This window comes from Burkholderia sp. AW33-5 (assembly GCF_053427615.1).
Genome location: NZ_JBSAXA010000008.1, coordinates 102,861 through 127,490, shown reverse-complemented (window position 1 = coordinate 127,490; position 24,630 = coordinate 102,861). Strand labels below are relative to the sequence as shown.

General features: G+C 66.5%; 22 protein-coding genes and 2 pseudogenes. 11 read left to right on the top strand and 13 right to left on the bottom strand.

The features are described from left to right. Positions 1-74: 74 nt before the first annotated feature. From ACV22V_RS15735 to ACV22V_RS15715, 5 genes and pseudogenes are all read left to right on the top strand, one after another. A complete protein-coding gene (locus tag ACV22V_RS15735) occupies positions 75-392 on the top strand; it encodes a high-potential iron-sulfur protein (protein ID WP_059510566.1) in 318 nt (105 codons plus the stop codon). Further along, positions 376-2,262, top strand: coding sequence for a sigma-70 family RNA polymerase sigma factor (locus ACV22V_RS15730; protein ID WP_448014537.1), 1,887 nt, complete (start codon positions 376-378; stop codon positions 2,260-2,262). Before ACV22V_RS15735 ends, ACV22V_RS15730 begins: the two co-directional genes overlap by 17 nt. Before the next feature lie 265 nt (positions 2,263-2,527). Beyond that, entirely contained in the window at positions 2,528-4,522 is a 1,995-nt protein-coding gene (acs, locus tag ACV22V_RS15725; RefSeq protein ID WP_448014536.1) for an acetate--CoA ligase, read from the top strand. A gap of 225 nt (positions 4,523-4,747) precedes the next feature. Beyond that, positions 4,748-5,815 carry a porin gene (locus ACV22V_RS15720; RefSeq protein ID WP_175916715.1) on the top strand — a complete coding sequence of 356 codons (1,068 nt, stop codon included), beginning with the start codon at positions 4,748-4,750 and terminating at the stop codon, positions 5,813-5,815. A gap of 44 nt (positions 5,816-5,859) precedes the next feature. Then, positions 5,860-6,036: pseudogene (locus tag ACV22V_RS15715) on the top strand (MFS transporter); the annotation flags it as partial. Positions 6,037-6,080: 44 nt separating this feature from the next. On the opposite strand, the gene ACV22V_RS15710 reads toward ACV22V_RS15715, so the two are convergent. From ACV22V_RS15710 to ACV22V_RS15695, 4 genes are all read right to left on the bottom strand, one after another. After that, positions 6,081-6,905: an alpha/beta fold hydrolase gene (locus tag ACV22V_RS15710; protein ID WP_448014534.1), complete on the bottom strand. Its 825-nt coding sequence runs from the start codon at positions 6,903-6,905 to the stop codon at positions 6,081-6,083. Positions 6,906-7,263: 358 nt separating this feature from the next. Beyond that, positions 7,264-8,616 carry a TRAP transporter large permease gene (locus tag ACV22V_RS15705; RefSeq protein ID WP_448014532.1) on the bottom strand — a complete coding sequence of 451 codons (1,353 nt, stop codon included), beginning with the start codon at positions 8,614-8,616 and terminating at the stop codon, positions 7,264-7,266. 4 nt (positions 8,617-8,620) lie between these two features. Next, positions 8,621-9,199: a TRAP transporter small permease gene (locus tag ACV22V_RS15700; RefSeq protein ID WP_448014531.1), complete on the bottom strand. Its 579-nt coding sequence runs from the start codon at positions 9,197-9,199 to the stop codon at positions 8,621-8,623. Beyond that, positions 9,196-10,182 (bottom strand): TRAP transporter substrate-binding protein, encoded by a 987-nt coding sequence (locus ACV22V_RS15695; protein WP_448014530.1) that lies wholly within the window; start codon positions 10,180-10,182, stop codon positions 9,196-9,198. Before ACV22V_RS15695 ends, ACV22V_RS15700 begins: the two co-directional genes overlap by 4 nt. A gap of 555 nt (positions 10,183-10,737) precedes the next feature. Here ACV22V_RS15695 and ACV22V_RS15690 point away from each other — a divergent pair. Then, on the top strand, positions 10,738-10,932 hold the full coding sequence (locus tag ACV22V_RS15690; protein ID WP_059693630.1) for a hypothetical protein: 195 nt from the start codon (positions 10,738-10,740) through the stop codon (positions 10,930-10,932). Positions 10,933-11,016: 84 nt separating this feature from the next. On the opposite strand, the gene ACV22V_RS15685 is transcribed toward ACV22V_RS15690, so the two are convergent. From ACV22V_RS15685 to ACV22V_RS15675, 3 genes are all read right to left on the bottom strand, one after another. Continuing rightward, complete coding sequence (locus ACV22V_RS15685; RefSeq protein ID WP_059525948.1) at positions 11,017-11,697, bottom strand: GntR family transcriptional regulator; 681 nt, start codon at positions 11,695-11,697, stop codon at positions 11,017-11,019. Positions 11,698-11,904: 207 nt separating this feature from the next. Continuing rightward, complete coding sequence (locus tag ACV22V_RS15680) at positions 11,905-12,288, bottom strand: ATP-dependent protease (protein WP_448014529.1); 384 nt, start codon at positions 12,286-12,288, stop codon at positions 11,905-11,907. Between the two features lie 323 nt (positions 12,289-12,611). Next, entirely contained in the window at positions 12,612-13,214 is a 603-nt protein-coding gene (locus ACV22V_RS15675) for a J domain-containing protein (RefSeq protein WP_448014646.1), read from the bottom strand. Positions 13,215-13,484: 270 nt separating this feature from the next. Here ACV22V_RS15675 and ACV22V_RS15670 point away from each other — a divergent pair, with 270 nt between their 5' ends. Next, on the top strand, positions 13,485-14,408 hold the full coding sequence (locus ACV22V_RS15670; RefSeq protein WP_321852170.1) for a recombination-associated protein RdgC: 924 nt from the start codon (positions 13,485-13,487) through the stop codon (positions 14,406-14,408). Between the two features lie 289 nt (positions 14,409-14,697). On the opposite strand, the gene abaF is transcribed toward ACV22V_RS15670, so the two are convergent. Next, positions 14,698-16,077, bottom strand: a complete 1,380-nt coding sequence (gene abaF / locus ACV22V_RS15665) for a fosfomycin efflux MFS transporter AbaF (RefSeq protein WP_448014527.1) — start codon at positions 16,075-16,077, stop codon at positions 14,698-14,700. Positions 16,078-16,667: 590 nt separating this feature from the next. Between abaF and ACV22V_RS15660 the strand changes: the two genes are divergently transcribed. After that, the gene (locus tag ACV22V_RS15660) at positions 16,668-17,609 is read left to right on the top strand and encodes a dihydrodipicolinate synthase family protein (RefSeq protein WP_059525958.1); all 942 of its coding nucleotides are present in this window, start codon (positions 16,668-16,670) and stop codon (positions 17,607-17,609) included. A 146-nt stretch (positions 17,610-17,755) separates the two neighbouring features. Here the strand turns inward: ACV22V_RS15660 and ACV22V_RS15655 are convergent. Continuing rightward, a pseudogene (locus ACV22V_RS15655) lies at positions 17,756-17,983 on the bottom strand (aromatic acid/H+ symport family MFS transporter); the annotation flags it as partial. Between the two features lie 38 nt (positions 17,984-18,021). On the opposite strand from ACV22V_RS15655, the gene ACV22V_RS15650 reads away from it, so the two are divergent. Then, positions 18,022-18,378, top strand: coding sequence for a hypothetical protein (locus ACV22V_RS15650; RefSeq protein ID WP_448014525.1), 357 nt, complete (start codon positions 18,022-18,024; stop codon positions 18,376-18,378). Positions 18,379-18,393: 15 nt separating this feature from the next. Here ACV22V_RS15650 and ACV22V_RS15645 read toward each other — a convergent pair whose 3' ends face one another. Next, positions 18,394-19,098: a TetR/AcrR family transcriptional regulator gene (locus tag ACV22V_RS15645; protein ID WP_448014524.1), complete on the bottom strand. Its 705-nt coding sequence runs from the start codon at positions 19,096-19,098 to the stop codon at positions 18,394-18,396. A gap of 52 nt (positions 19,099-19,150) precedes the next feature. On the opposite strand from ACV22V_RS15645, the gene shc reads away from it, so the two are divergent. Beyond that, positions 19,151-21,196 (top strand): squalene--hopene cyclase, encoded by a 2,046-nt coding sequence (gene shc / locus ACV22V_RS15640; protein ID WP_448014522.1) that lies wholly within the window; start codon positions 19,151-19,153, stop codon positions 21,194-21,196. A 174-nt stretch (positions 21,197-21,370) separates the two neighbouring features. On the opposite strand, the gene ampC is transcribed toward shc, so the two are convergent. The 3 genes from ampC to ACV22V_RS15625 form a co-directional block, all read right to left on the bottom strand. Then, a complete protein-coding gene (gene ampC, locus ACV22V_RS15635) occupies positions 21,371-22,540 on the bottom strand; it encodes a class C beta-lactamase (RefSeq protein WP_448014520.1) in 1,170 nt (389 codons plus the stop codon). Between the two features lie 185 nt (positions 22,541-22,725). Further along, entirely contained in the window at positions 22,726-23,538 is an 813-nt protein-coding gene (locus ACV22V_RS15630; RefSeq protein WP_448014519.1) for an alpha/beta fold hydrolase, read from the bottom strand. 102 nt (positions 23,539-23,640) lie between these two features. Further along, entirely contained in the window at positions 23,641-24,057 is a 417-nt protein-coding gene (locus ACV22V_RS15625; protein WP_448014518.1) for a hypothetical protein, read from the bottom strand. Between the two features lie 401 nt (positions 24,058-24,458). Between ACV22V_RS15625 and ACV22V_RS15620 the strand changes: the two genes are divergently transcribed. Then, positions 24,459-24,593, top strand: a complete 135-nt coding sequence (locus ACV22V_RS15620) for a hypothetical protein (protein ID WP_006750603.1) — start codon at positions 24,459-24,461, stop codon at positions 24,591-24,593. Positions 24,594-24,630: the final 37 nt, after the last annotated feature.

Sequence of the window (24,630 nt, the reverse complement as noted above, 5' to 3'; positions counted from 1 at the left end):
ACCGGGCAAGCGGCTTCGCCACGCGATGCGGGCCGCGCCCGTCCCCACGATTTCATCTTCAACAGGAAACGACCGTGACGTACCCGACCTCCCGCAGAACCTTCATCATCAACGCCATCGGCCTGTGCGCGACGCTCGCCGCCGCACGCACCGCATGCGCGGCGCCGCCCCTCGTCGACGAGAACGACCCCGCCGCGAAGACGCTCGGCTATCGCGCGCATGCGTCCAGCGTCGACGCCGCGCAGTTCCCGAAATACCAGGCCGGCCAGCGCTGTGCAAATTGCCGCTTCTACAAGGGCGAAGCGGCGGACACCGCCGGCACGTGTCCGATGTTCGCCGGCAAGCTGGTCGCGGCGGACGGCTGGTGCAACGTGTATGCGAAGCGCGCGTGACGCGTCGCGCGACGGGCTGCCGGCGCGACACGCACCGGCGCCGGCGGCCGGCAGCGACGACGGCGCGCCGCCGCACGCGGTCGCGCATCTGCACGCGCTGATCGCGACCGGCCTGTCGCGCGGCTTCGTCACGCGCGGCGACATCATCGACGCGCTGCCCGACGACGATGCGAGCGAGAGCAGCATCGATGCGGCCGCCGCCGTGCTCGCCGAACTCGGCATCGCGGTGTCGGACAGCGCCGATGCCGCGAGCGGCTGGACGCTCGACCGCTACTTCCGGCCGGCGCCGCCCGCCCGTGCGTGGGTCGACGGCGCCGGCACGCTCGCCGCCGCCGACCTGTTCGCACCGCGCACGACCGATCCGGTCCGGCTGTACCTGCGCGAGATGGGCACGACGCCGCTCCTCACCCGCGATGAGGAATTCGCATACGCGCAGCGTATCGAGCGCGGTCGCGCGGCGTCGGTCGCGGTGCTGTGCGGCGATCCCGATGCGCTCGACGCGCTCGTGTCGATTCGTACCGAGATCGCCGAATGCCGAGCCGCCGCATCGACCTATGTGATCTTCCTCGCCGACGCCACGCGCGACGCCCGACAATCCATTGACGCCGATGCAGGCGCCTCGCCTGCCGCCGCCGGCGAGCCCGGGCGCGACGACGAGGCGCCATCGGAGGATTCGGCCTGGCGCGACGCGGTACTGGCACGGCTCGCCCGCATCGACGCATTCGCGGACGGCATTCGTGCCGCGCTGGCCTCGGGTGGCACCGCGTCTGCCGCGTATCGCATGCACGTACGCGACGCCGCCGCGCTGCTCGGCACGCTGTGTCTGTCCGCCCGCGCACTCGAACGAATGAGCGAACCGTTATGCAGCCGCGCGCGCCGGCACCGCGCGCTGCGCGGCCGGCTGGCTCGATTGTTGGCCGACGTGGGCGTCCCACCCTCATTCGCGCAGACGGACCACGACGATCACGCCGGCTGGCTCGCGTCGTGCATTGCCGCGCACCCGGCCTGCGCGCCGACGCTGACGCGACGCGCGGCGGAATTCGTCGACGCACGCGTCGCGATCGTGCGCGATGCCCCGTCGTCGGAACTGCCGCCCGGCGCGACCGCGTCGCTCGACGCCCGGCTCGGCGCGATCGAACGCGCGATGCAGCCGGCGAAAGCTGGCTTGTTCGACGCGAACCTGCGGCTCGTCGTGTCGATCGCGAAGCGCTATCCCGATCGCGGGCTGCCGTTCGCGGACCTGATCCAGGAAGGCAACATCGGCCTGTTGAAGGCCATCGAGCGCTACGACTACCGGCGCGGCTTCCGCTTCTCGACCTACGCGACCTGGTGGATCCGGCAGGCGATCACGCATGCGCTCGCCGACCTCGGCCGCACGATCCGCGTGCCGACGCATACGGTCGACGCGCTGAACAAGCTGACGCGGCTCGCACGTGAGCATCGGCAACGCGCGGGCACGGCCGCGACGCCTGCCGAATTGGCCGTCCACATGGGCGAGCCGGTCGACAAGGTGCGCGACCTGCTGGCGATCGTGAAGGAACCGGTGTCGGCGGACCTGCCGGTTTCGCCGGAAGGCGACATGACGTTCGCCGACGTCGCGCCGGATCTGTCGTCGCCGTCGCCGGAGGACGCCGCCGGCGCCACCCAGTTGCGCAACACGATCGCTGCCGCGATCGACCGGCTGCCGCCGCGCGAGGCGATGGTGCTTCGGCTGCGCTACGGGCTGCACGCGGACGAAGGCTGTTCGCTCCGCGACATCGGCCGCCAGATGAACCTGTCCGCCGAACGCGTGCGGCAGATCGAGGCGTCGGCTCTCACGCGCCTTCGTGCGTCCGACGCGCTCGGCGTGCTGCGGTCGTTCATCGCATAGCGCGGCCTCGGTCCCACGGCGCGCACGCCGTGCGTCGTGCGTCGTGCGTCATGCGCCGTGTTGACGCCTGCAACACCCGCTGCTGCATTTCGACGCAACATTCACGCTGACAAGAGCGCCGCTCGTTCCATCTTTCATTGCTCTGCAATGCAGATCAATTATCGGGAACCGCGCGCCAACGTGCATACACGCCTTTCCGGCCGAAGACCCGCGCAATTGGCATGCAAGTTGCGTTTCAACGGTCATGCGACACCCAACGCTTTCCATGGAGACCATCTTGACTGCCCTCGTATCGATCCTGCAGGAGCGCCGAATCTTCGAACCGACGGCCGACACGCGCGAGCGCGCGACCATTTCCGGCATGCCGGCCTACCGCGCGCTGGCCGCCGAAGCCGAGCAGGATTACGAAGGCTTCTGGGCGCGTCTCGCGCGCGAAGGCCTGAGCTGGCACAAGCCATTCACCAAGGTGCTCGACGAGAGCAATGCGCCGTTCTACAAGTGGTTCGACGACGGCGAACTCAACGCGTCGTACAACTGCCTCGACCGTCACGTCGAAGCCGGCAACGGCGAACGCGTCGCGGTGATCTTCGAGGCCGACGACGGCACCGTCACGCGCGTCACCTATGCCGATCTCCTTGCTCGCGTGTCGCGCTTCGCGAATGCGCTGAAGAAACGCGGAATCGGCAAGGGCGATCGCGTCGTCATCTACATTCCGATGTCGATCGAAGGCATCGTCGCGATGCAGGCCTGCGCGCGCATCGGCGCCACGCACTCGGTCGTGTTCGGCGGCTTCTCCGCGAAATCGCTCAACGAGCGGCTCGTCGACGTCGGCGCGGTCGCGCTCATCACCGCCGACGAGCAGGCGCGCGGCGGCAAGACGCTGCCGCTCAAGAGCATCGCCGACGAGGCGCTCGCGATGGGCGGCTGCGACGCAGTCAAGAGCGTGATCGTCTATCGCCGCACCGGCGGCAAGATCGACTGGCACGCCGGGCGCGACCTGTGGATGCACGAGATCGCCGACAGCGAATCCGACACGTGCGCACCCGAATGGGTCGGCGCCGAGCATCCGCTGTTCATCCTGTATACGTCGGGCTCGACCGGCAAGCCGAAGGGCGTGCAGCACAGCACCGGCGGCTATCTGCTGTGGGCCGCGCAGACGATGAAGTGGACCTTCGACTGGAAGCCCGCCGACGTGTTCTGGTGCACGGCCGACATCGGCTGGGTCACGGGCCACACGTACATCACCTACGGCCCGCTCGCGTGCGGCGGCACGCAGGTCGTGTTCGAAGGCGTGCCGACCTGGCCGGACGCCGGCCGCTTCTGGAAGATGATCGCCGATCACAAGGTCACGGTGTTCTACACCGCGCCGACCGCGATCCGCTCGCTGATCAAGGCCGCCGAGGCCGACGACAAGGTTCATCCGAAGAGTTACGACCTGTCGAGCCTGCGCATCATCGGCACGGTCGGCGAACCGATCAATCCGGAAGCGTGGATGTGGTATCACAAGCACGTCGGCCAGGAGCGCTGCCCGATCGTCGACACGTGGTGGCAGACCGAAACCGGCGGGCACATGATCACGCCGCTGCCGGGCGCGACGCCGACGGTGCCGGGTTCGTGCACGCTGCCGCTGCCGGGCATCATGGCCGCGGTGGTCGACGAGACCGGCCAGGACGTACCGAACGGGCAAGGCGGCATTCTCGTCGTCAAGCGTCCGTGGCCGGCGATGATCCGCACGATCTGGGGCGACCCGGAGCGCTTCAAGAAGAGTTACTACCCGGAAGAACTCGGCGGCACGCTCTACCTCGCCGGCGACGGCACGGTGCGCGACAAGGACACCGGCTACTTCACGATCATGGGCCGCATCGACGACGTGCTGAACGTGTCGGGTCACCGGCTCGGCACGATGGAGATCGAGTCGGCGCTGGTTTCGCACGAGCTGGTTGCGGAAGCGGCGGTGGTCGGCCGTCCGGACGACACGACGGGCGAGGCGGTGGTCGCGTTCGTGGTGCTGAAGCGTTCGCGCCCGGAGGGCGAGGAGGCGGCGGCGCTCGCGAAGACGCTGCGCGACTGGGTCGGCAAGCAGATCGGGCCGATCGCGAAGCCGAAGGACATCCGCTTCGGCGACAACCTGCCGAAGACGCGCTCGGGCAAGATCATGCGGCGCCTGTTGCGCTCGCTCGCCAAGGGCGAGGCGATCACGCAGGACACGTCCACGCTCGAGAATCCGGCGATCCTCGAGCAGCTCGGCCAGCCACTCTGAACGACGGGGCCGGCATCGGCCGGCCCTACCCAACCTCTTCGACGCACGCGCGTTCGGGCATCCATCCCCGCCATGAACGCGTCGCATGCGGCCAACACCCGGCCACGCACGTGCGTTCCGCCGCGCCCCATCCTGCGTATGCGGCCCGCGCGACGGACACCGCTTCGGATGTCCGGCGCATTCCCCGTTCGATGCATCGACGTACAACAACACTGGAGACATCCAATGAAAAGCAGAATCGTGATCGGTTGCGCCGCGCTGGCGGGCGCGATGGTGGGCAGCAGCGCCTTCGCGCAGAGCAGCGTGACGCTGTACGGCAACCTCGACGCCGCGTTGCTGTATACGAGCAAGACGCTTGACGCCGCCACCGGCGCGAACGCCGGCCATCAGTTCGCGATGACCGACACCGGCATGACGCCGACGACGTTCGGGATGACCGGCACCGAGGATCTCGGCGGCGGCCTCAAGGCGAAATTCCAGCTCGAAAGCGGCTTTGCCGTCACCAATGGCGCGTTCGCACATTCGAACGGCAACTTCTTCGGCCGCCAGGCGTGGGTCGGGCTCGATGGCGGCTTCGGCACGGTCAAGGCCGGCGTGCAGTACTCGCCGTTCCTGCTCGCGATCTTCGATTCGGATCCGCGCAGCTTCTCGCACTTCGGTAGCGGGCTGATCAACTACGTCGACAACGTGCTGGTGACGGGCCTGTTCAACCCGAACGCCGTGTCGTACACCAGCCCGACGATCGCCGGCCTCACCGGCAGCGCGATGTTCGCGTTCGGCGGCAAGGCAGGCGACTTCCAGGCCGGCCGCCAGTATTCGGCGAGCCTCAAGTATGAACATGAGGGCTTCATGATCGACGCCGCGTTCTACGACGGCAACGACGGCACCAACCCGACGCCGACGCCGAGCACCGTCGCGTTCGTCGGGCGCACGATCGGCGCCGCGTACCGCTTCGGCCCGGTCACCGCGAAGGCATCGTTCACGAGTTACAAGGTCGGCGGATCGTTCAGCAACAACGTGTATGGCGGCGGCCTCGATTACCAGGCCACGCCCGCCGTCGACCTGAACGGTGGAGTCTGGTTCACCAGCGATCGCAACGACACCGCCAATCACTCGCTGCTCGCAGCCGTCGGCACGACCTACAGCCTGTCGAAGGCAACCGCGCTGTACGCGCAGGTCGCGATGGTCAACAACCACGGTGCGATGAACACCGGGCTCGGGATCAACAACGCGCTTTACGCGGTCACCGGCACGACCGTCGGCGCGAACGTCGGGATCCGCCACATGTTCTGATGCGCAGGCGGCGGTTCAAGTGCCGAATCGCCGCCGCCGTGCATTCGCAGATCGTCGGCATCGTGTCGGTGCTCGCGCTGCGCGAAACCGCACGGCGGCCGCTGCCCGGCTCCGCGCCGTGTGTCGCGAGCCGCGCGGAAGCGCAGGACCTGATTCGCCGCGGCGTTGACGAGGGGCGCGTGCGCGACCGCAAGTTCACGCCGGTCGGCGAACGCGCGTAATCCAGTGATGCAGTAATGGAAGTCGTTGCGACGCCGCGCGGCGCTCAGCCCGCCGCGAGCTGCTGTTCGTCGAACCAGTCGAGCAGCGTCCTCGTGACGAACGCGGGATTCTCCAGGTTCGAGATGTGGCCGGCATCCGGCACCAGCGCATGGCGGCAACCGATCACGCTCGCCATCTTCACCGTCTCCGACGGCGGACGCGCCATATCGCCCGCGCCGCACATCAGCAGCGTGCGCTCGGCATCCAGTTCGGCGAGTGCGGCCAGCGTATCCGGCCGCCCGAAGATCAGCCGACCGAGCGGGACGATCGACTGCCGCAGCCGATCGGCCGGCAGGTTCGCGAGCGCGGCGCGAAACGCGGTCGGCACCGGGTCGGCGAGGTTCACGTCCGGCCGGAAGAACAGCGGCACGATCGCATCGAGCAGCGGCGGCGCGATGCAGCCGGCAGCGGCGATCGCATCGAGCATCCCGAAGTAACGCAGCCGCGTCGCGTCGGGTTCGGCCTCCAGCGATGCATCCATCAGCACGAGGGAGCGCACGCGCTGTGGTTCGCGCAACGCGAGCCGCGCGCCCCACATCCCGCCGACGCTCAGCCCCACGACCGCACACTGCTCGATCTCCAGCGCATCGAGCAATGCGCTCGCATGCGCGGCGAGGTCGTCGAGCGTCTGGGTGCCGTCGGGCAGCGGGCCGGACGCGCCATGCCCCCACAGGTCCGGCACGATCACGCGATAGCGGCTCGATAGCGCGTCGATCTGCGGCGCCCACATCGCCGAATCCCACAGGTAGCTGTGTCCGAGCAGCACCGGAAAGCCGGCGCCGTGATCCTGGTAATGCAGGGTGCTGCCATGAACGATGTGTGCGGGCATGTCGTCTCCGGATGTCGATGCGATCGGCGGCGGCCCGGAATCGGGCCGCGAACGCGAAGCGCCGAATCATCGCACAGGTTGCCGCATTGCGTATGACTGCCGTCGCGCACTTCCGCCGTGCGACCGGGACGACGCCGAACGCCGGAATGCCGGAATGCCGCGGCTGTCGCAGTTCGAGACACACGCTTACGTCGCCGCATGCGCGAGCGATGCGGCCAACGCGAATGCGGCGGCCGCGACGGCGCGCCATGCTCTCTTCATGTCGATATGAATTCGCTGTGCGTGAAGCACACCGTAGACGTGACCGCGGCGCCGGACAACCTCGGTCATCCGGCGCCGCGACGGGCGAAACGCGCGATCAGAACACCGCGTGCCCGCTGATGAGGCTCGGCAGCCAGGTGGAGAAGAACGGCATGTACGTGACGATGTTGATCGCACTGAAGATCGCGAGGTAATACGGCCACGCCATCTTCGTCGTCTCGCCGATCGACACGTTGCCGATCGCGCAGCCGACGAACTGCACCGAGCCGATCGGCGGATGAACGAGGCCGAGCGAGCAGTTCAGCAGCAGCATGATCCCGAACTGCACCGGCCCGACGCCGCACGCCATCGCGATCGGCAGGAACAGCGGCGTCGTGATCAGGATGTGCGCGGCCATGTCGACGAACGTGCCGAGGAACACCTGGATGATGTTGATGTACAGCAGCATCAACCAAGGCGCCGCGGTCGACTGCTTCAGCAGCCCCTCGATCGCATCCGGAATCTCCAGGTACGACATCTGGAAGCGCAGCATGTTCGACACGGCGATCAGCAGCAGCACGACGCCCGTCGTGCGCGCCGCATGCGACAGCGCGCGGCGCAGCTTCTCGACGGTCAGCGTGCGGTACACGATCGCGGTCAGCGCGAGCGAATACACGACGGCGATCGCGGCCGCTTCGGTCGCGGTGGCGATCCCCTTCGCGACGCACACGAGGATGATCGCAATCACCATCAGGCCCGGCACCGCGCCGACGAAGCTGCGCAGCACCGCATACCAGCCCGGGAACGCCGGCAGCGCGGACGAACCGTCTTCACGGCGCGGATAGCCGTGACGCATGGCCTGCCAGTACGCGGCGGCGAGCACGAAGCCCATCACCCACAGCACCGGCAGAAGGCCGGAGAACAGCAGGTCGCCGATCGACACGCCGCTCACCTGCTGGCCGTGCAGCATCCCCGTGATCCCCTGCGCGGCGAACGCGTAGATGATCATGTTGGTCGACGTCGGCATCAGCGCGCCGGCGAGCGACGCGTGGGTCGTCACGTTGACCGCGTAGGCCGCGCTGTAGCCTTCGCGCTTCATCAGCGGAATCACCACGCCGCCCATCGCGGACGTATCGGCGGTCGGCGAGCCCGACACGCCGCCGAACAGCGTGCACGCGACGACGTTGGCCATCCCGAGGCCGCCGCGGAAGTGGCCGACGGTCGCCTGCGCGAAACGCAGGATCCGGTCCGCGATGCCGCCGTGCAGCATCAGCTCGCCGGAGAAGATGAAGAACGGCACCGCGAGGAACGAGAATGCGTTCATCCCCGAGATCATCGACTGCATCGCGGTCGCGATCGGCAGCCCTTCGACCATATAGGTCAGCACGCAGGCAATTCCGAGCGCGAACGAAACGGGCACGCCGAGCACGAGGAAAATCAGAAAACTGACGGACAGGATCGCGAGTTCCATGACGTTATTGGCCCGACGAAGAACGACGAAGCGCGAGCAGGTGCTCGAGCGAGAAGAGGATGATGGCGATCGCCGCGGGAATCGTGATCAGGTAGCGCACGCCCTCGGGCAGCCCGATGATCGGAATGCGGTCGCCCATCGTCTCGGCGGCCATGCTGCCGCAGCCGACCATGATCGCGATCGCGAACGCGATCAGGCTCAGGTGCTGGATCGCGATCACCACGGTGCGCGCGCCCGGCGACAGGCGCCGCACGAGCGAGTCGAGGCCGATGTGGCCGCCGTCGCGCACCTTCATCGCGGCGCCGAACATCGCGATCACGATCACCAGCAGCAGCGCGATCGGCTCGACGAAATCGGGCGCGTTCTCGAATACGTAACGCATCACAACTGCGTAGAACACCAGCACCGTGAGCGCCGCGAGACTCAGCGACGCGACCACGGCCAGCGCGCGAAACAACAGGTCGTTCACGCAGCGCAGGAGCGGCGCCGCCGCGCGCGGCCGGCACGGCGCCGCACCGTCCGCGGCGGCCGCATCTGGCGCGCCCACGGCCGCCGCGCCGTTCAGGGAAGTGCGACGGGTCACTTGGTTGCCTCAATCTCGTCGACGATCTGCTTCATCTGCGGCGTCTTTTCGTACTTCGCCCACAGCGGCTGCATCGCCTTCACGAACGCCGCGCGATCGACCTGCGCGGCCGGCAGGATCTTCGCGCCGCCCTTCGTCACCGTCTGCTGCGCCGATGCCTCGCGCGCGGTCCAAAGCTTCTGGTAATACGGCACGGAATCGGCCGCGGCCTTCCTGATCGCGGCCTGTTCCTGCGGCGACAGCGTGTCCCAGATCTTCTTGGAGAACACCAGCACTTCCGGCGTCATCGCGTGCTGCGTCTCGGAGTAGTCGGGCGCTACTTCGAAGTGCTTGGTTTCCTCGTACGACGGCAGGTTGTTTTCCGCCGCGTCGACGAGGCCCGTCTTCAGGCCCGTGTAGACCTCGGCGAACGGCATCGGCGTCGGCGTGCCGCCCATCGCCCGGATCTCGTCGACCATCAGGTCCGATGGTTGCACGCGCACCTTCAGCCCCTTCATGTCGGCGGGCGTGCGCACCGGGCGCTTCGCGTAGATCGAGCGCGCGCCGCTCTCGTAGAACGTCAACGCGATCATCCCCTTCGCCGCGAACGCGTCGAGAATCTTCTGGCCGGCCGGGCCGTACATCGCCTTGCGGAAATGGTCGACGTCGCGGAACAGGAACGGGAACGACGGAATCAGCGATTCCGGCACGATTTCGTTGAACGACGCGCCGTTCACGCGCGCCATGTCGATCGCGCCGATCCGCACCTGGTCGACCGTGTCCTTCTCGGAGCCGAGCGCGCTGTTGCCGAACACCTTGATCGAGTCCTTGCCGCCCGTCAGCTTCGACAGCTCGTCGCCCATGTACTTGACCGCCATGTTGGTCGGGAAGCTGTCGCCGTGCACGTCCGCCGAGCGGAACACGCGGGCGTGCGCGGACATCGCGAAGCCGGCCATCAGCGCGACGGCCAGTGCGTTACGGGAGCGGGTGAATCGGTGCTTCATCGTCAGTCTCCTTGCTGGTTGCTCGTTATTTGGCGGCGATCCGGGCGGCATCCGCATGCATCGACGTACGGCCCGTCGAGGAATCGCAGTCATACGTTGTATGACGTGTCGGAGCGAATTTACGGCGGTTAATCGTTTTACTCACTTGGTGCATACCCTATAACGCGCACAGGCAAGGGATTGCGCCGGGATATGGGAAGAAATCGTCCCTCTTCGGGTAACTTTTAGCGAAACGTTTTCCGGAAATGGGTCCGCATCTGGATCGGCACGACGTTGCATCGCTTTCCCGAGACCGAACGCCGGTATTCGCTTCTATTTTGCAAGTTGTAGGATGACCGACCACACGACAATCGCTGCCACGCGATATCAGGCCTCGACGATCAACCGGATGCGAACCTCACGCTTCGCAACGTGGCTCGATGTGGGCGCCGTCGTTGTAATGACGATACGATGACGACTTCCGGCATACGGACCGGCGTCCACACGCATGCAGTCGCCGCGGGCACGCGCGATGCGTCCTCGCGGCGACATCGAAAATGCGAAAGGAGGTATGCGATGCAGACGACCAGAATGTCGGCAGGGCCGAATCAGGACACACCGCTGAATCCGGGCGACGAAGGGCCGCCCGATGCGCCGGGCGTGGGCGAGGACTTGTGCGGCGTGTGCCGCGGCACGGGCATGGTCGAAGGACAACCGTGCACGGTGTGCGGCGGAACGGGCAAGGTGCTGCAGGGTATCGGCGGCGGATAGACGAACGTCACGCGCATGCGATCGCGCCTCGATGCCGGAATCTGCTGCAAAGCGGTGTTCGCAGCGTCCTGGCCGGACGCACGCTCACCGACCGAGGCGTCGATCGCGCAGAAACGCGTTCAGCTCGCCGCCCGCATGCTCGATATGCCGCTTAAGGAGCGATGCCGCCGCGCGCGCATCGCCCTTGCGGCACAACGCGACCAGTTCGGCGTGTTCGGATTCGGCCACGTCGCGCGCGGCCTCGGACAGCGACAACTGCACGCGCGTGTAGCGGTCGGTCTGCTGCAGCAGCGACGCGACGATCGCCGCCGTCTTCGGCTGGTCGGCGCGCGACAGCAGCAGATGATGCAGTTCGGTGTTCAGTTCGCCCCAGCGCCCGGACTGGCTCGCATGCAGCACCTCGCTGTATTCCTCGAGGATCGCATCCAGCCGCGCGAAATCCTCGGCGGTCAGCTTCGGAATCGACTTCTTCAGCAGCACGGGTTCCAGCAGCGCGCGCAGTTCGAACAGTTCGGTGATGTCTTCCGGGGACAGTTCCGACACGATCGCCCCCTTGTGGGGCAGGATCTTGACGAGCCCCTCGCTCTCGAGCTGCACGAGCGCCTCGCGCAGCGGGATCCGGCTGATGCCGAGCTCGGTCGCCAGCGCATCCTGGCGAAGCTGATAGCCGTCGACATACTCCCCTGTCAGGATACGGCGGCGCAATTCGTTCGCTGCGGCTTCGGCGCGCGTGGCGTAGACAAGAGCAGGGCGTTTCTCGTTCATGTTCGGGCTGGGGGGAAGGCGGTCAGGCAGGGTGCCGGCGCGGCGGCGGATATTGCATATTTTCTACAATATTAGCAGAGCGCCCGTGTCGTCGAACCGCCTCCGCATGGGCTTCACGCTGTCGCGCCCTTCGTTCGGCCGCCTGCGGATGTCGTATGCCACCCCACTGCACCCGGCACGACTCGAGCCCCCAATGGCAAGCGACGATCAGAGATCTCCGCGCACTTCACCGGTTCCCAGCGCGCTTCGCTGCCGATTGACTTCCGCCCACAGCTCATCGCTGTCGTCATCGCGCAGCAGGACCATGCAGTCCAGTTGATCGTCGGTCACGCCGAAGTATTCCAGGATTTCCCGGCGAACCGCATCGACGAACTCCGCGTATTCCGGGGTTGTCTGGGCCTGCGCGTGCAGCGCATCGTACGCTGCATCGTCCGCCCCGCCGCCGTGCTCGTCGATATAGCGCGAGATCCACTGGTCTCGCTCGCGGTCGTAATCGGCCTCGGCGCGCATCGCTTGCACCGCCGTGTAGAAATCCAATTGGGCAAATGCGGCGATCGCCGCCGTTGTCGCCTGGTCGAACGTAGTCGTCATTCCATCTCTCATGTTGGTCACGGCACATGATCGCATGAGTCGCACCCGGACAGGTGCCGCGAATTCGGACGATGCAACGCGCCGCCTGACGCCGATGTTTGGCCCGTGCGCCTTCGCGCCTGTTCAACGGCCGTATTGCCGTCCCGGGCCTCTGCCTCGCAAGTGGGTCAACTCATCGTCGTCGACGGGACTGACCGTTTAGTGGTGCAGATTCAATCCAATTAGCCATCGATTCATGAAGCAGTCGATCGAAGAACCTCCCCCGAAGACGGCACCGATCGCGCTCGAGTTCCGCGTTCGCAAAACCGGTCACCCACCAGGACTCACTGGCGCAGCCCGAACATGCCGTGCCACAGAGCGCGGAAAAAGTCCGTATGCGCGTGTTCGTCACTCCTTCGCGCGTCGCTCTCTGACGCTTGCGCCGATGCCGCCTGCGTCGCCCTCTCGTCGCATTGCGGCATCTGCTCATCATGCCGTCCATCCCGCGATGCGCCCGGCTGGCGCGACGCATGCAGCTCGACCACGCTGTCGGCAATGCGCTCGGCGAGTTGAACATCGCAATCGCGGCCGAGCAGAACACCGAACACGACGTCGCGGTTGTGCCCTTGCTCGGCGAAGCGCATCGCCCATGCCACGAATCGCGCATATTCCGCTTCGCGCTCCGCCTTCAAGCGCTCCTCTTCTTCGCGAAGCCGTGCGTGACGGAGCATTTCCTCTGCGTAAACGGTGTCGTAGACGCGGCGCAGCTCCGGGTTCGAGAGAATCGCGTATGCCTCCTTGATCTCCTGAAATCGCGCATGCGCGTCCGCTTCGCACCCGACGTTGCGGTCGGGATGCGCTTTCATCGCTGCCTTTCGGTAGCCGCGCTTGATTTCCTCGTCGGTGGCGTTCTCGCACACACCGAGCAATTCATACATTGTCGTCATCGTGCGTCGGGATGAAAGTCGGATCGCGTTGATCGTAGCATGTCGCCGCAACGCCAATTTGTCGGGTTGAGAATTCACCAGACGCTAAAAACCCTGAGTGCAGGTCGGGAGCACTTTGGCGGATGACGAGATCCGAATCATTCACATCGGAACGTCCGTTTGCCAACCGGAGCGGTCGATCGAGTATCCGAATGTGCATGCAGGCCGACGGCGCTTCCTGGCCCGCAAACGTCACCGTCATATAGAATGATGCGCTTTGCCCGCACGCCTATGTGGTTCAAGAATCTTCAGCTTCATCGTCTTCCGGCACCGTGGGCCGTTACCCCCGATCAGATGGAAGCATGGTTGGCGCCTCACGCGTTTCAGCCGGGCACCAGCGTCGAGATGCAGCGCGTCGGATGGGCGTCGCCGCGTGACGACGGCGCGCTCGTGTATTCGATCAACCGGCAGATGCTGCTGACGTTTCGTGCCGAAAAGAAGCTGCTCCCGGCCTCGGTCGTCAATCAGGTGACCAAGGCCCGCGCGCTTGAAGTCGAGGAGCAGCAGGGCTTCAAGGTCGGACGAAAACAGCTGCGCGAACTCAAGGAGCAGGTCACCGACGAACTGCTGCCGCGCGCGTTCACCATTCGCCGCGATACCCGCGTGTGGATCGATACGGTGAACGGCTGGCTCGTCATCGATGCGGCTGCACAGGCGCTTGCCGACGACGTCCGCAGCCTGCTCGTCAAATCGATCGATCAATTGCCGCTCGCCGGCGTTCAGGTGGCGCTTTCACCGGTCGCCGCGATGACGGATTGGCTGCTGTCCGGCGACGCGCCGGGCGGATTCACCGTGGACCAGGATGCCGAGTTGCGCTCGAGCGGTGAAGGCGGCGCCACGGTGCGATACGTCGGCCACGCGCTGGAAGCGAACGACATGCGCCGGCACATCGAGGCCGGCAAACAATGCATGCGCCTCGCGATGACCTGGGATGACCGGATCTCCTTCGTGCTGACACCGTCGCTGACGATCAAGCGTGTCACGCCGCTCGACGTGATCAAGGAAGCGACGGATCCCACCGCGCAAAACGACGACGAACGCTTCGACTCGGACGTCACGCTGATGACGGGCGAATTGGGGCGGATGTTGACCGATCTTGTCGATATCCTGGGCGGCGATCGAGACGACGCGATTCATCAGGCGGCAGCAGCCTGAACCCCGTCGGCTGTCGAAAATCACCGCCCCGCGGCGGCGCGGTTTTGCCCTGACGCGACATGTCGAGCAGGACCGTCGCCGCGCCGGCGCGGGTCGCGGCTGCGCGCTCGCGATCCATAGGAAACCGGAGCAATTCCTGAACGCGGCTGCGATCGTCAAGGGCTCCAGGCAATTCGTAGAAGGCCACCGACCGTCTTCCCCGCCCTCCCCCGGGAATCCGCGATGAACCGAAAAAAAGCCACCCTCGCGGGTGGCTTCGGTGCGTTCAAGCAGACTTCGGCCGCATACGTCACGCGTGGGTCCGTCGGCTTGCCTCGGCGTCGACGTCGCGCAGCGACTTGCCGCGCGTTTCCTTCGCGAGGCCCACGCATACGATCGAGATCGCCGCCGCCGCGACCAGATACAACGCGATCGGCGTCGACGAATGATAACGCTCGAGCAACGACAGCCCGATCAACGGCGCGAGCGAGCCCGCCATCAGCGGCGCGACCTGATAGCACAGCGACAGCGCGGTATAGCGCACGTTGGTCGGGAACATCTCGGTCATCAGCGCCGAGTACGGCGAGTAGGTCATCGATTCGATGAACAGGCCGAGCACGATCGCGGCCATGATGATCCAGTCGTTGCCGGTGTCCATCATCGGGAACGCGACGAAGCCCCAGCCCGCGGTCAGCACCGCGCCGGTCAGGTACACGGGCTTGCGGCCGACGAGGTCCGACATCAGCCCCATCAGCGGAATGAAGAAGAAATGGATCGCGTTGGCGGCGAACATCAGCTTCAGGATCCGCGTGGTATCGAAGCCGACGACCAGCTTCAGGTACGTCAGCGAAAACGTGACGACCATGTAGTACAGGATGTTTTCGGCGAAACGCGCGCCGATACCGATCAGCACCTGCCGCCAGTGGTACTTCAGCACGTGCCCCACGCCGAGCTGCTTTTCCTGCTTCTGCGCGCGGCGCGCCTGCGCTTCCTTGAAGATCGGCGCATCGTCGACCTTGCGGCGAATCCAGAAACCGATCAGCACGACCACCGCCGAGAACCAGAACGCCGCGCGCCAGCCCCACGCGAGGAAGTCGGCCTCGGACAGCGAGCTCGACAGCACCAGCAGGATGATCGTCGCGACCAGGTTGCCGGCCGGCACGCCGGCCTGCGGCCAGCTGGCCCAGTAGCCGCGGCGGTTGTCCGGGCTGTGCTCGCTGACCAGCAGGATCGCACCGCCCCACTCGCCGCCGAACGCAAAGCCCTGAATCAGGCGCAGCGACACCAGCAGCACCGGCGCCCAGTAGCCGATCGCATCGAAGGTCGGTAGGCAGCCCATCAGGAACGTCGTGATGCCGACCACGATCAGGCTGACCTGCAGCAGATATTTGCGGCCGAACTTGTCGCCGTAATAGCCGAACACCAGCCCGCCGATCGGGCGCGCGGCGAATCCCACCGCATACAGCGCGAACGCCGCGAGCAGGCCGTCGATCGGGTTGCCCGTCTTCTTGAAGAAATGCGTGCCGAACACCAGCGCCGACGCCGTTCCATACAGGAAGAACTCGTACCACTCCGCCACCGACCCGACCATCGACGCCGCGACGACCCGCTTCAATTCCCGTTTCGATGCCGTGCCCTGCACGGCCGCCACACCACCAGGCGAGACTGCCTCGCCGACCTGACTTGTCATCTCCGTATCTCCTCTCGTTGTCTTCCATTTCCCTTGACGGGCCGGTTCGCGGGTAAGCGCGCCGAAAGATTTTATACAATATCCAATACACAATCCAAGTAATCTCAAAAATGCCTTCTGCGGAAATGCGACACGTCGGCGTGCCACCGTCGATCGTTCCGAAAGTCATCGGAGGGAGCGGATTTCGGTCAGATAAAAGCGCGACGGGAACAGGCTTACGCGACGCTGGTCCGGCTTTGTGGACCATCGTGCGGCGCCAGGACCCGCATCGCGCCGACTTCGCCGGAATCGCCCGCCATCCTCGCCGGAGGCCGTCGCGGCAGGGTTCACCGCCCGTCCCGCTGCCCGGAACGACGGCCTTCGTCATGCCCTTTTTATTTTATATTGTATAAAATATGCGAACTCGCTAGAATGCACTCGTCGATGGCTGACTCTCGGGCGAAACCGGAGGCAACGTTTCGGCACCGAGGCAAACAAGAGGTGGCCAGCCGCCGTCCGGATCATGTGAAGCATCGACGAGACGGCGAGCGCGCGTACCGCCCACGTTGCCAGCAATGGCAGTTGACCCTATCTGAATGTGAGGAAACGAGATGAGCGACAACATTTTTACCGGCACCATTCCGGCCCTGATGACGCCGTGCACCGCTGACCGTCAGCCGGATTTCGACGCGCTGGTGAAGAAGGGCAAGGAACTGGTGGCACTCGGCATGCGCGCGGTGGTGTACTGCGGCTCGATGGGCGACTGGCCGCTGCTGACCGAAGCGCAGCGCCAGGAAGGCGTCGCGCGCCTGGTCGAAGCCGGCGTCCCGACGATCGTCGGCACCGGCGCGGTGAACTCGAAGGAAGCCGTGTCGCACGCGGCGCATGCCGCGAAGGTCGGCGCGCACGGCCTGATGGTGATCCCGCGCGTGCTGTCGCGCGGCGCATCGCCGGCCGCGCAGAAGGCACACTTCGCCGCGATCCTGAACGCCGCGCCGAACCTGCCGGCCGTGATCTACAACAGCCCGTACTACGGCTTCGCGACCCGTGCCGACCTGTTCTTCGAACTGCGTCGCCAGCACCCGAATCTGATCGGCTTCAAGGAATTCGGCGGCGCCGCCGACATGCGTTACGCAGCCGAGAACATCACGTCGCAGGACGACAGCGTGACGCTGATGGCCGGTGTCGACACGCAAGTCTTCCACGGCTTCGTGAACTGCGGCGCCGCGGGCGCGATCACCGGCATCGGCAACGCGCTGCCGCGCGAAGTGCTGCAACTCGTCGACCTGTGCAAGAAGGCCGCGCAAGGCGATGCGGTGGCACGCGTACGTGCGAAGGAACTGGAAGCGGCGCTGGCCGTGCTGTCGTCGTTCGACGAAGGCTGCGACCTGGTCCTGTTCTACAAGCACCTGATGGTGCTGAACGGCGACAAGGAATACACGCTGCACTTCAACGAAACCGACGCACTGAGCGACGCGCAACGCAACTACGCGGAAGCGCAGTACACGCTGTTCCGCAACTGGTACGCGAATTGGTCGAAAAGCATCGCGTAAGCGCGCTCGCACGATGCAGTGCGATACGCGGCCGTGACACGGCTGCGTGATCGAGCAGAAAAGCCACGGAGCCCTCCGTGGCTTTTCTTGTTCATGCCGCGCCCCCAAGCAACGCGCCCGCACGTGTTCGGCAGGCCCTCGCCGCATCAGTGTTGCTGCACGGCCGCGCCATTCGCGCGCTCCTGTTCCGTGATTTCCGTGCGGTAACGGCCGATCGCATGCAACGCACCGGCCGCGACGAGCGCCGGCACCGCGAGCAGGCTGAACACATCGCCGAAGCGCCAGCCGAGCCCCATCAGCAGCGCGCCGGCGAACGCGCCGGCCACGCCGCCGATTCGTCCGACGCCGAGCATCCAGGCCACGCCCGTCGCGCGCACGCTCTGTGTCAGAACACCGCCGATCGGCGCACGATTTGGTTCATATCATCGGATCATTGCCGCGCAGCCTTCGAAACGTCGCCGCCGTGCCGCGTCGGTTGCATCCGCAACTCGATCCTCCGTCGACGATCGTAGATGCTCAGCCTCGCGGCGGCATCCCCAATATTGAGGATGCCTGCTGGAATCGATCGCACCGCATCCGTGCGATGCAGCGCGTGCGGCAATCAGGAATTGGGGATGTCCGAGGCACGCTCACGCGTGCGGAAATGGCCGTCACGACCGACATCGACAGCGGCATGCACAGCGTGCGGATCGGCACCGTGCGCAGCAAGATCAACGCGATCGTCGCAAGAACGGGTGTGAGAAGGCGCGCCGGTCCCGGCGCGCTGTAAGGCGACCGAACCCGCTCAGCCGCGCCGGCCGCGCAAGCCCTTGCTCTTGCCCGCAGGCGGTTCGCCCGCGCTCATCCGGTCCAGTTGCCGAACGATCTCCGCGCGCAACTCGGCCGAAATCTCCACGCTGTCGAGCAGTTCGGAAATCCACAGCCCGTCGGCCGCGAGCCGGCAGATCATCAGCGTCGCCGCCTGCTCGAGCGGCACCGGGTCCGGGCGCGTCCACTCACGCATCGGCACCGACCAGCGCGCGCGTGTCTCCTGCTCGGTGATCATCGATGCGACCAGCACGCGCAGCACGTCGGTGCTCGCGGCCGGCTGCGCGGTGTCGAGCACCGCATGCAGATACGCGCGCGCCGCCGCGCCATTGTCATGCGCATCGGCCGCCCGGTGCGCGGCCATCTGCGATGCGAAGCGCTCGGTCGCCTGCCCGAACAGCGCATCGAGCAAGCCTTGCTTGTTTGCGAAGTGATACTGGAGCGCGCCTTTCGTCACGCCCGCGCGTTCGGCGACCGCGTCGAGCGTCAACGCGGCCACGCCCTGATGTGTCGCGATCTCGGACGCGGCTTCCAGCAGTTGCGTGCGCACCTGCTCCGGCGCTTTTTTTCGCCGCACGCCGGCGGCGGGCGCGGCTTCGTGTGCTTCCGGTGCGCCTGCCGGCCCGGCCGTGTCGACAGGCATGGAGATGTCGCGCGAAGCGGATTCTGGGCGTTTTTTCATGGGGGCGATGTTAGCACCCGCGGTCTCGATATAAACATTCCGTCTGGATGGTATGATCCGCCGCATGAACAAACCCGCCCCCTCCCACTGGTCCGCGCTCGACGCCGCGATCGCCCGCGGACGCGACGCGCTGATGCGTCTTCAGCAGCCTGACGGCAGCTGGTGTTTCGAACTCGAGTCCGACGCGACGATCACCGCGGAATACATCCTGATGATGCATTTCATGGACAAGATCGACGACGTGCGCCAGGCGCAGATGGCGCGCTACCTGCGCGCGATCCAGCGGCTCGACACGCACGGCGGGTGGGACCTGTACGTCGACGGCGATCCGGATGTGTCGTGCAGCGTGAAGGCGTACTTCGCGCTGAAGGCCGCCGGCGACAGCGAGCATGCACCTCACATGGTCCGCGCGCGCGACGCGATCCTGAAGCTCGGCGGCGCCGCACGTGCGAACGTGTTCACGCGCATCCTGCTCGCGACGTTCGGCCAGGTGCCGTGGCGTGCGGCGCCGTTCATGCCGATCGAATTCGTGCTGTTCCCGAAGTGGGTGCCGATCTCGATGTACAAGGTCGCGTACTGGGCGCGCACGACGATGGTGCCGTTGCTCGTGCTGTGCTCGCTGAAGGCGCGTGCGCGCAACCCGCGCAACATCGCGATTCCCGAGCTGTTCGTCACGCCGCCCGACCAGGAACGCCAGTACTTCCCGCCCGCGCGCGGGATGCGCCGCGCGTTCCTCGCGCTCGACCGCGTGGTGCGCCACGTCGAGCCGCTGCTGCCGAAACGCCTGCGGCAGCGCGCGATCCGGCATGCGGAAGCATGGTGCGCGGAGCGCATGAACGGCGAGGACGGCCTCGGCGGAATCTTCCCGCCGATCGTGTACAGCTACCAGATGATGGACGTACTTTGCTATCCTGACGATCATCCGTTGCGCCGCGACTGCGAGAACGCACTCGAGAAGCTGCTGGTCACGCGGCCCGACGGCAGCGTCTACTGCCAGCCGTGCCTGTCGCCGGTATGGGACACCGCGTGGAGCACGATGGCGCTCGAACAGGCACGCGGCGTGGCCGCGCCGGAAGCCGGCGCACCCGCGAGTGCACTGGAAGAACTAGACGCGCGCATCACGCGCGCGTACGACTGGCTCGCCGAGCGCCAGGTGAACGACCTGCGCGGCGACTGGGTCCAGAACGCGCCCGCCGACACCCAACCGGGCGGTTGGGCGTTCCAGTACGCGAACCCGTACTACCCTGACATCGACGACACCGCGGTCGTCACCGCGATGCTCGACCGTCGCGGCCGCACGCATCGCAACGCGGACGGCTCGCACCCGTATGCGGCGCGCGTCGCACGTGCGCTCGACTGGATGCGTGGCCTGCAATCGCGCAACGGCGGCTTCGCGGCCTTCGACGCCGATTGCGACCGCATGTACCTGAATGCTATCCCGTTCGCCGATCACGGCGCGCTGCTCGATCCGCCGACCGAGGACGTGTCGGGCCGCGTGCTGCTGTGCTTCGGCATCACGAAGCGCGCGGACGACCGCGCGTCGCTCGCGCGCGCGATCGACTACGTGAAGCGCACGCAGCAACCCGACGGCAGCTGGTGGGGCCGCTGGGGCACGAACTACATCTACGGCACGTGGAGCGTGCTGGCCGGGCTCGCGCTCGCAGGCGAGGACCCGTCGCAACCGTACATCGCCCGTGCACTCGCGTGGCTGCGCGCGCGTCAGCACGCGGACGGCGGCTGGGGCGAAACGAACGACAGCTACATCGACCCGGCGCTCGCCGGCACCAACGCGGGCGAAAGCGCGTCGAACTTCACCGCGTGGGCGCTGCTCGCGCAGATGGCGTTCGGCGATTGCGAATCCGACTCGGTGAAACGCGGCATCGCGTATCTGCAATCGGTGCAGCAGGACGACGGCTTCTGGTGGCACCGATCGCACAATGCGCCGGGCTTTCCGCGCATCTTTTACCTGAAGTATCACGGTTACACCGCGTACTTCCCGCTGTGGGCGCTCGCGCGCTATCGGCGTCTGGCCGGTGCGTCTTTTTCCAGCGGGTCCGGCGTGGCGACCTCGCACACCACCGACACCGCGCTCGCCTGAGCATATGCGTCATGTCCGAGCCCAGGCTCGGGCGGCAACGCGCCGGTGTGCGTCACGGCGTCCGGCGCGATCACGCTTTGATCCGCCACCCTTCCCGCTCGCTCGTCGCGCGGATCGCTCTCGGACACTGCACGCCGATCGTCGGCAATTCCGCGCGGGCCGGTGCGACGCAGGTTACGGCTTGCCCTGCAGCGACTCGACGATCCGGTACGCGGTCTTCACGCGATCCTCGATCGGGAAGCTGCGGTTCGCGAGCATCACGATCGCGATCCGCTTCGCGGGAACGAACGCGACATACGTGCTGAAGCCGTTGGTCGACCCCGTCTTGTTGATCCACGTGTCCGGGCGCGGCTTGAGCGGCGGCTCGATTTTGGTCACGGGCGTCGCGTTGTGGAGCATCGGCGGCGCATTCCCCGCGAGCAGCGTCGGCAACGCGACCGGATACGGATACTGTTCCCAGATCAGGTCCTGCGTGAACGGGCCCGCACGGAAATAGCCGGTATGCGTGCGTTCGAGCGCGCGCTGCAGCCGCGGCGACGTTTCGACGAGCCCCATGCTCGCCTGCACGAAGCGCAGCAGGTCGGCCGCCGTCGTCCTGACGCCGTACGCCGGCTGCCACAGCATGCCGCCCGTCATCCGGATCGGCTTGCCGTCCTGCGTATAACCCTGCGCATAGTCGGCCTGGCGCGCGGCGGGCACGTCGATGTAGGTATGCGTCATCCCGAGCGCGGGGAACAGCCGCTGTTCCATCAGCACCGCGAAGTCTTCGTGCATCGCCTTCGCGGTAAGAAAACCGAGCATCCCGATCGCGACGTTCGAATACGTGCGACGCGTGCCCGGCGCATACGCAGGCCGCCATGCGTCGAGATAGCGCATCAGGTCCGCATCGTCGCGGATGCTGTCCGGCACCTGCAGCGGCATTCCGCCGGGCGTATGCGTGCCGAGATTGAGCAGCGTGACGACACCGAACGGCTTGCCCTGCAGCGCGGGAAGGTACTTGCCGGCCGGGTCCGTGAGCGACAGTTCGCCGCCTTCCTGTGCGTCGGCCGCGAGCGTCGCGGTCAGCGTCTTGCTGACGGAGCCGATCTCGAACAGCGTATCGCCGGTCACCGGCTTGCCGGTTTGCGTCGACATCACGCCGTAGTCGAACACATAAGGCTTGCCGTCGGCGACGACGCCGATCGCCATGCCGGGAATGGCGAACTGCTTCATCAGCGGCGCGACGTGGCGGGTCACGGTGTCGTGAATTTCGTCCTGCGTGGCGGCGGCCGAGCGGCCGGCCATAGCGGCGGCGCACGCGGCGACGAACAGGGTCGCGGCGATGCGGATCGCGTTGAATCGCATGATTGCGGTTCCTTCGATTTTTGTGATGGTTGCGTGAACAACAGGTCCGGCCGCGCCGCGCGAGGACTGCGGCAGCCGGCCTGTCGAGCAGGACTATCCACCGCCGGCCGCTTGCCAACAATCGATGAAATTTTGCGCGAGCCTAAAGAAAAACTTATGCGGCGCGCGAACCGGCCATGCGGACGTCAGTCCGCCAACCGGTCGAGAAACGCCAGCATCGCGGCGTTGAAGCGCGCCGGCCGTTGCAGCGGCGCAAAGTGGCTCACGCCTGGCAGGATCGTGAGCGTCGCGCCCGGAATCTTGTGTGCGAGATACGCTGCATGGTCGGGGCGGATGAATTCGTCGTGCTCGCCCTGCACGATCGCGACCGGCACGGCGATCGCCGCGAGGTCGGCCGCGCTGTAATCCGGTTGCGTGCGCATCATTTCGCTGACGGCCGCGACGAACGCATCGAACTCGCCCGGCGTCGCGGACAACCGCGCGTAGTCCTTGCGGTGCCGCGCGAAGCAGCGGTCGATCAGCGGGCTCGGCACCATCTCCTTCGTGCCGCCCGGATCCATGTTGCACGCGAAGAAGAACACGCCCACCACACGCTCCGGCGCGCGGGCAGCCAGCACGAGCGACACGCACGCACCGTCGCTCCAGCCGACGAAGCGCGCGCGCCCGATGTGCAGCGCATCGAGCACCGCGAGCACGTCGGAGGCCATGCGTTCGTAGGAATACGGGCGATCGTCGCGCGTGCTGCGGCCGTGGCCGCGGCTGTCGATCACGATCGCGCGGTAGCCGGCAGCAAGCAGCGCCGGCACCTGGTCGCCCCAGTTGCCGGCGTGGCCGAGACCGCCGTGCAGCAGCACGACAGGCGGCCCATCACCGAACGACGCGTGCCAGATGCGCACGCCGTCGTGGTCCAGCCATCCTTCGGCGTCGGCCGCCGGCAGTGGCGTGCCGCCTTGCGCGTCGAAACGGACGAGATCGTCGTCGGTGAATTCCGCATTCATCGTTCTGCCATCCTTACGAGGGAGACGAGCTTGCGATTGTAATGCGCGGGGTGGCGTGCCGCGATGCGTCCGCGCTCTGCGCGACGGTGCGGCGCCGAGCTGTCAGGCCTGCGTCGACACCAGCCCGCCTGAGGCCGAGCCGCCAGACTTCTGGATCGCCTGCGCAAGCTGCGCGATCGCCGTCGACAGCGCGGCGGAGATCGTGCTGGCTTCCGCGCTCAGCGTCTGCTGCTCGATCGCCGCGGCCGGATCGTTCTTCGCGCGCTGCGCGGCGGCCGCCATTTGCTGCTGCACTTGCGCGAGCTGTTTCTGCAAGCGCTCGATGAGTTGCTTCAGCTGCTTGACCGCGGGATCCTCCAACGAGGATCCCGACGCGCCCGGCGTCTGCCCCGCGCCGTCGGCCGGCGCCGCATTGCCCGTCGGCGACGACGCGGTGGACGTCGCCGTCGACGCGGCGCCGGTGGCCGTCTGACCGGTGGTGAGCGAAGTCTGCGCGGCGGAAGAAAGATCGATCTGCATCGTGTCGGTCCGTAATGAGTGTGCGACTCGGTTCGGTTGAACAAGGGATACCTTGCAACTCGTTTACGGCATTCGTCGGACAAAACTTTAGCCCCGCCCTGCGAAGTGCGTTGAAACGGCGCCTGCGCCGTGGCTGCCGTACGCGCACCGTCGATTGTCGCGAAGGGGCCAGATTAGGCGACCGTCGACGCTGGTAAAATCGCCCGCTGGCCTGCTGCCGCAGCACACCGGCTGCTTCCGGCAAGGCCGCGCGGGCTACCCCGCGTCGACGCCCGCCCGATCGGGCCCGATACGCGATGCCGTCCGGCGCCGTCGGTACGCGAGCCCCGCGCCCGCATCGACATCACGACGCGCCGACTCCGGCACGCACACCCTTCATCACGCATTTCGAGGAACTCACGATGGCCCGCATCGGCGCCTTCTGCCTGACCACGTGGCTCGCCGCCGCGATTCTCTATTTCGGCCAGCATTCGGTCGCGATGATTGCGCTCAGCGGCGTGGTCGTGTTCGGCGGATTCGACCTGCTGCGCCCGTAACGCCGGTCGGCGCAGCGCGAACACGACCAGCCCGTCA

What these genes read in the sequence shown, in the direction of transcription:
- ACV22V_RS15695 (WP_448014530.1), bottom strand. Translation starts at nt 10,182, where the DNA reads ATGAAGCACCGATTCACCCGCTCCCGTAACGCACTGGCCGTCGCGCTG.
- ACV22V_RS15730 (WP_448014537.1), top strand. Translation starts at nt 376, where the DNA reads ATGCGAAGCGCGCGTGACGCGTCGCGCGACGGGCTGCCGGCGCGACAC.
- ACV22V_RS15630 (WP_448014519.1), bottom strand. Translation starts at nt 23,538, where the DNA reads ATGAATGCGGAATTCACCGACGACGATCTCGTCCGTTTCGACGCGCAA.
- ACV22V_RS15710 (WP_448014534.1), bottom strand. Translation starts at nt 6,905, where the DNA reads ATGCCCGCACACATCGTTCATGGCAGCACCCTGCATTACCAGGATCAC.
- ACV22V_RS15690 (WP_059693630.1), top strand. Translation starts at nt 10,738, where the DNA reads ATGCAGACGACCAGAATGTCGGCAGGGCCGAATCAGGACACACCGCTG.
- ACV22V_RS15660 (WP_059525958.1), top strand. Translation starts at nt 16,668, where the DNA reads ATGAGCGACAACATTTTTACCGGCACCATTCCGGCCCTGATGACGCCG.
- ACV22V_RS15620 (WP_006750603.1), top strand. Translation starts at nt 24,459, where the DNA reads ATGGCCCGCATCGGCGCCTTCTGCCTGACCACGTGGCTCGCCGCCGCG.
- ACV22V_RS15625 (WP_448014518.1), bottom strand. Translation starts at nt 24,057, where the DNA reads ATGCAGATCGATCTTTCTTCCGCCGCGCAGACTTCGCTCACCACCGGT.
- ACV22V_RS15680 (WP_448014529.1), bottom strand. Translation starts at nt 12,288, where the DNA reads ATGACGACTACGTTCGACCAGGCGACAACGGCGGCGATCGCCGCATTT.
- ACV22V_RS15685 (WP_059525948.1), bottom strand. Translation starts at nt 11,697, where the DNA reads ATGAACGAGAAACGCCCTGCTCTTGTCTACGCCACGCGCGCCGAAGCC.
- ACV22V_RS15675 (WP_448014646.1), bottom strand. Translation starts at nt 13,214, where the DNA reads ATGACGACAATGTATGAATTGCTCGGTGTGTGCGAGAACGCCACCGAC.
- ACV22V_RS15705 (WP_448014532.1), bottom strand. Translation starts at nt 8,616, where the DNA reads ATGGAACTCGCGATCCTGTCCGTCAGTTTTCTGATTTTCCTCGTGCTC.
- ACV22V_RS15720 (WP_175916715.1), top strand. Translation starts at nt 4,748, where the DNA reads ATGAAAAGCAGAATCGTGATCGGTTGCGCCGCGCTGGCGGGCGCGATG.
- acs (WP_448014536.1), top strand. Translation starts at nt 2,528, where the DNA reads ATGGAGACCATCTTGACTGCCCTCGTATCGATCCTGCAGGAGCGCCGA.
- shc (WP_448014522.1), top strand. Translation starts at nt 19,151, where the DNA reads ATGATCCGCCGCATGAACAAACCCGCCCCCTCCCACTGGTCCGCGCTC.
- abaF (WP_448014527.1), bottom strand. Translation starts at nt 16,077, where the DNA reads ATGACAAGTCAGGTCGGCGAGGCAGTCTCGCCTGGTGGTGTGGCGGCC.
- ACV22V_RS15670 (WP_321852170.1), top strand. Translation starts at nt 13,485, where the DNA reads ATGTGGTTCAAGAATCTTCAGCTTCATCGTCTTCCGGCACCGTGGGCC.
- ampC (WP_448014520.1), bottom strand. Translation starts at nt 22,540, where the DNA reads ATGCGATTCAACGCGATCCGCATCGCCGCGACCCTGTTCGTCGCCGCG.
- ACV22V_RS15645 (WP_448014524.1), bottom strand. Translation starts at nt 19,098, where the DNA reads ATGAAAAAACGCCCAGAATCCGCTTCGCGCGACATCTCCATGCCTGTC.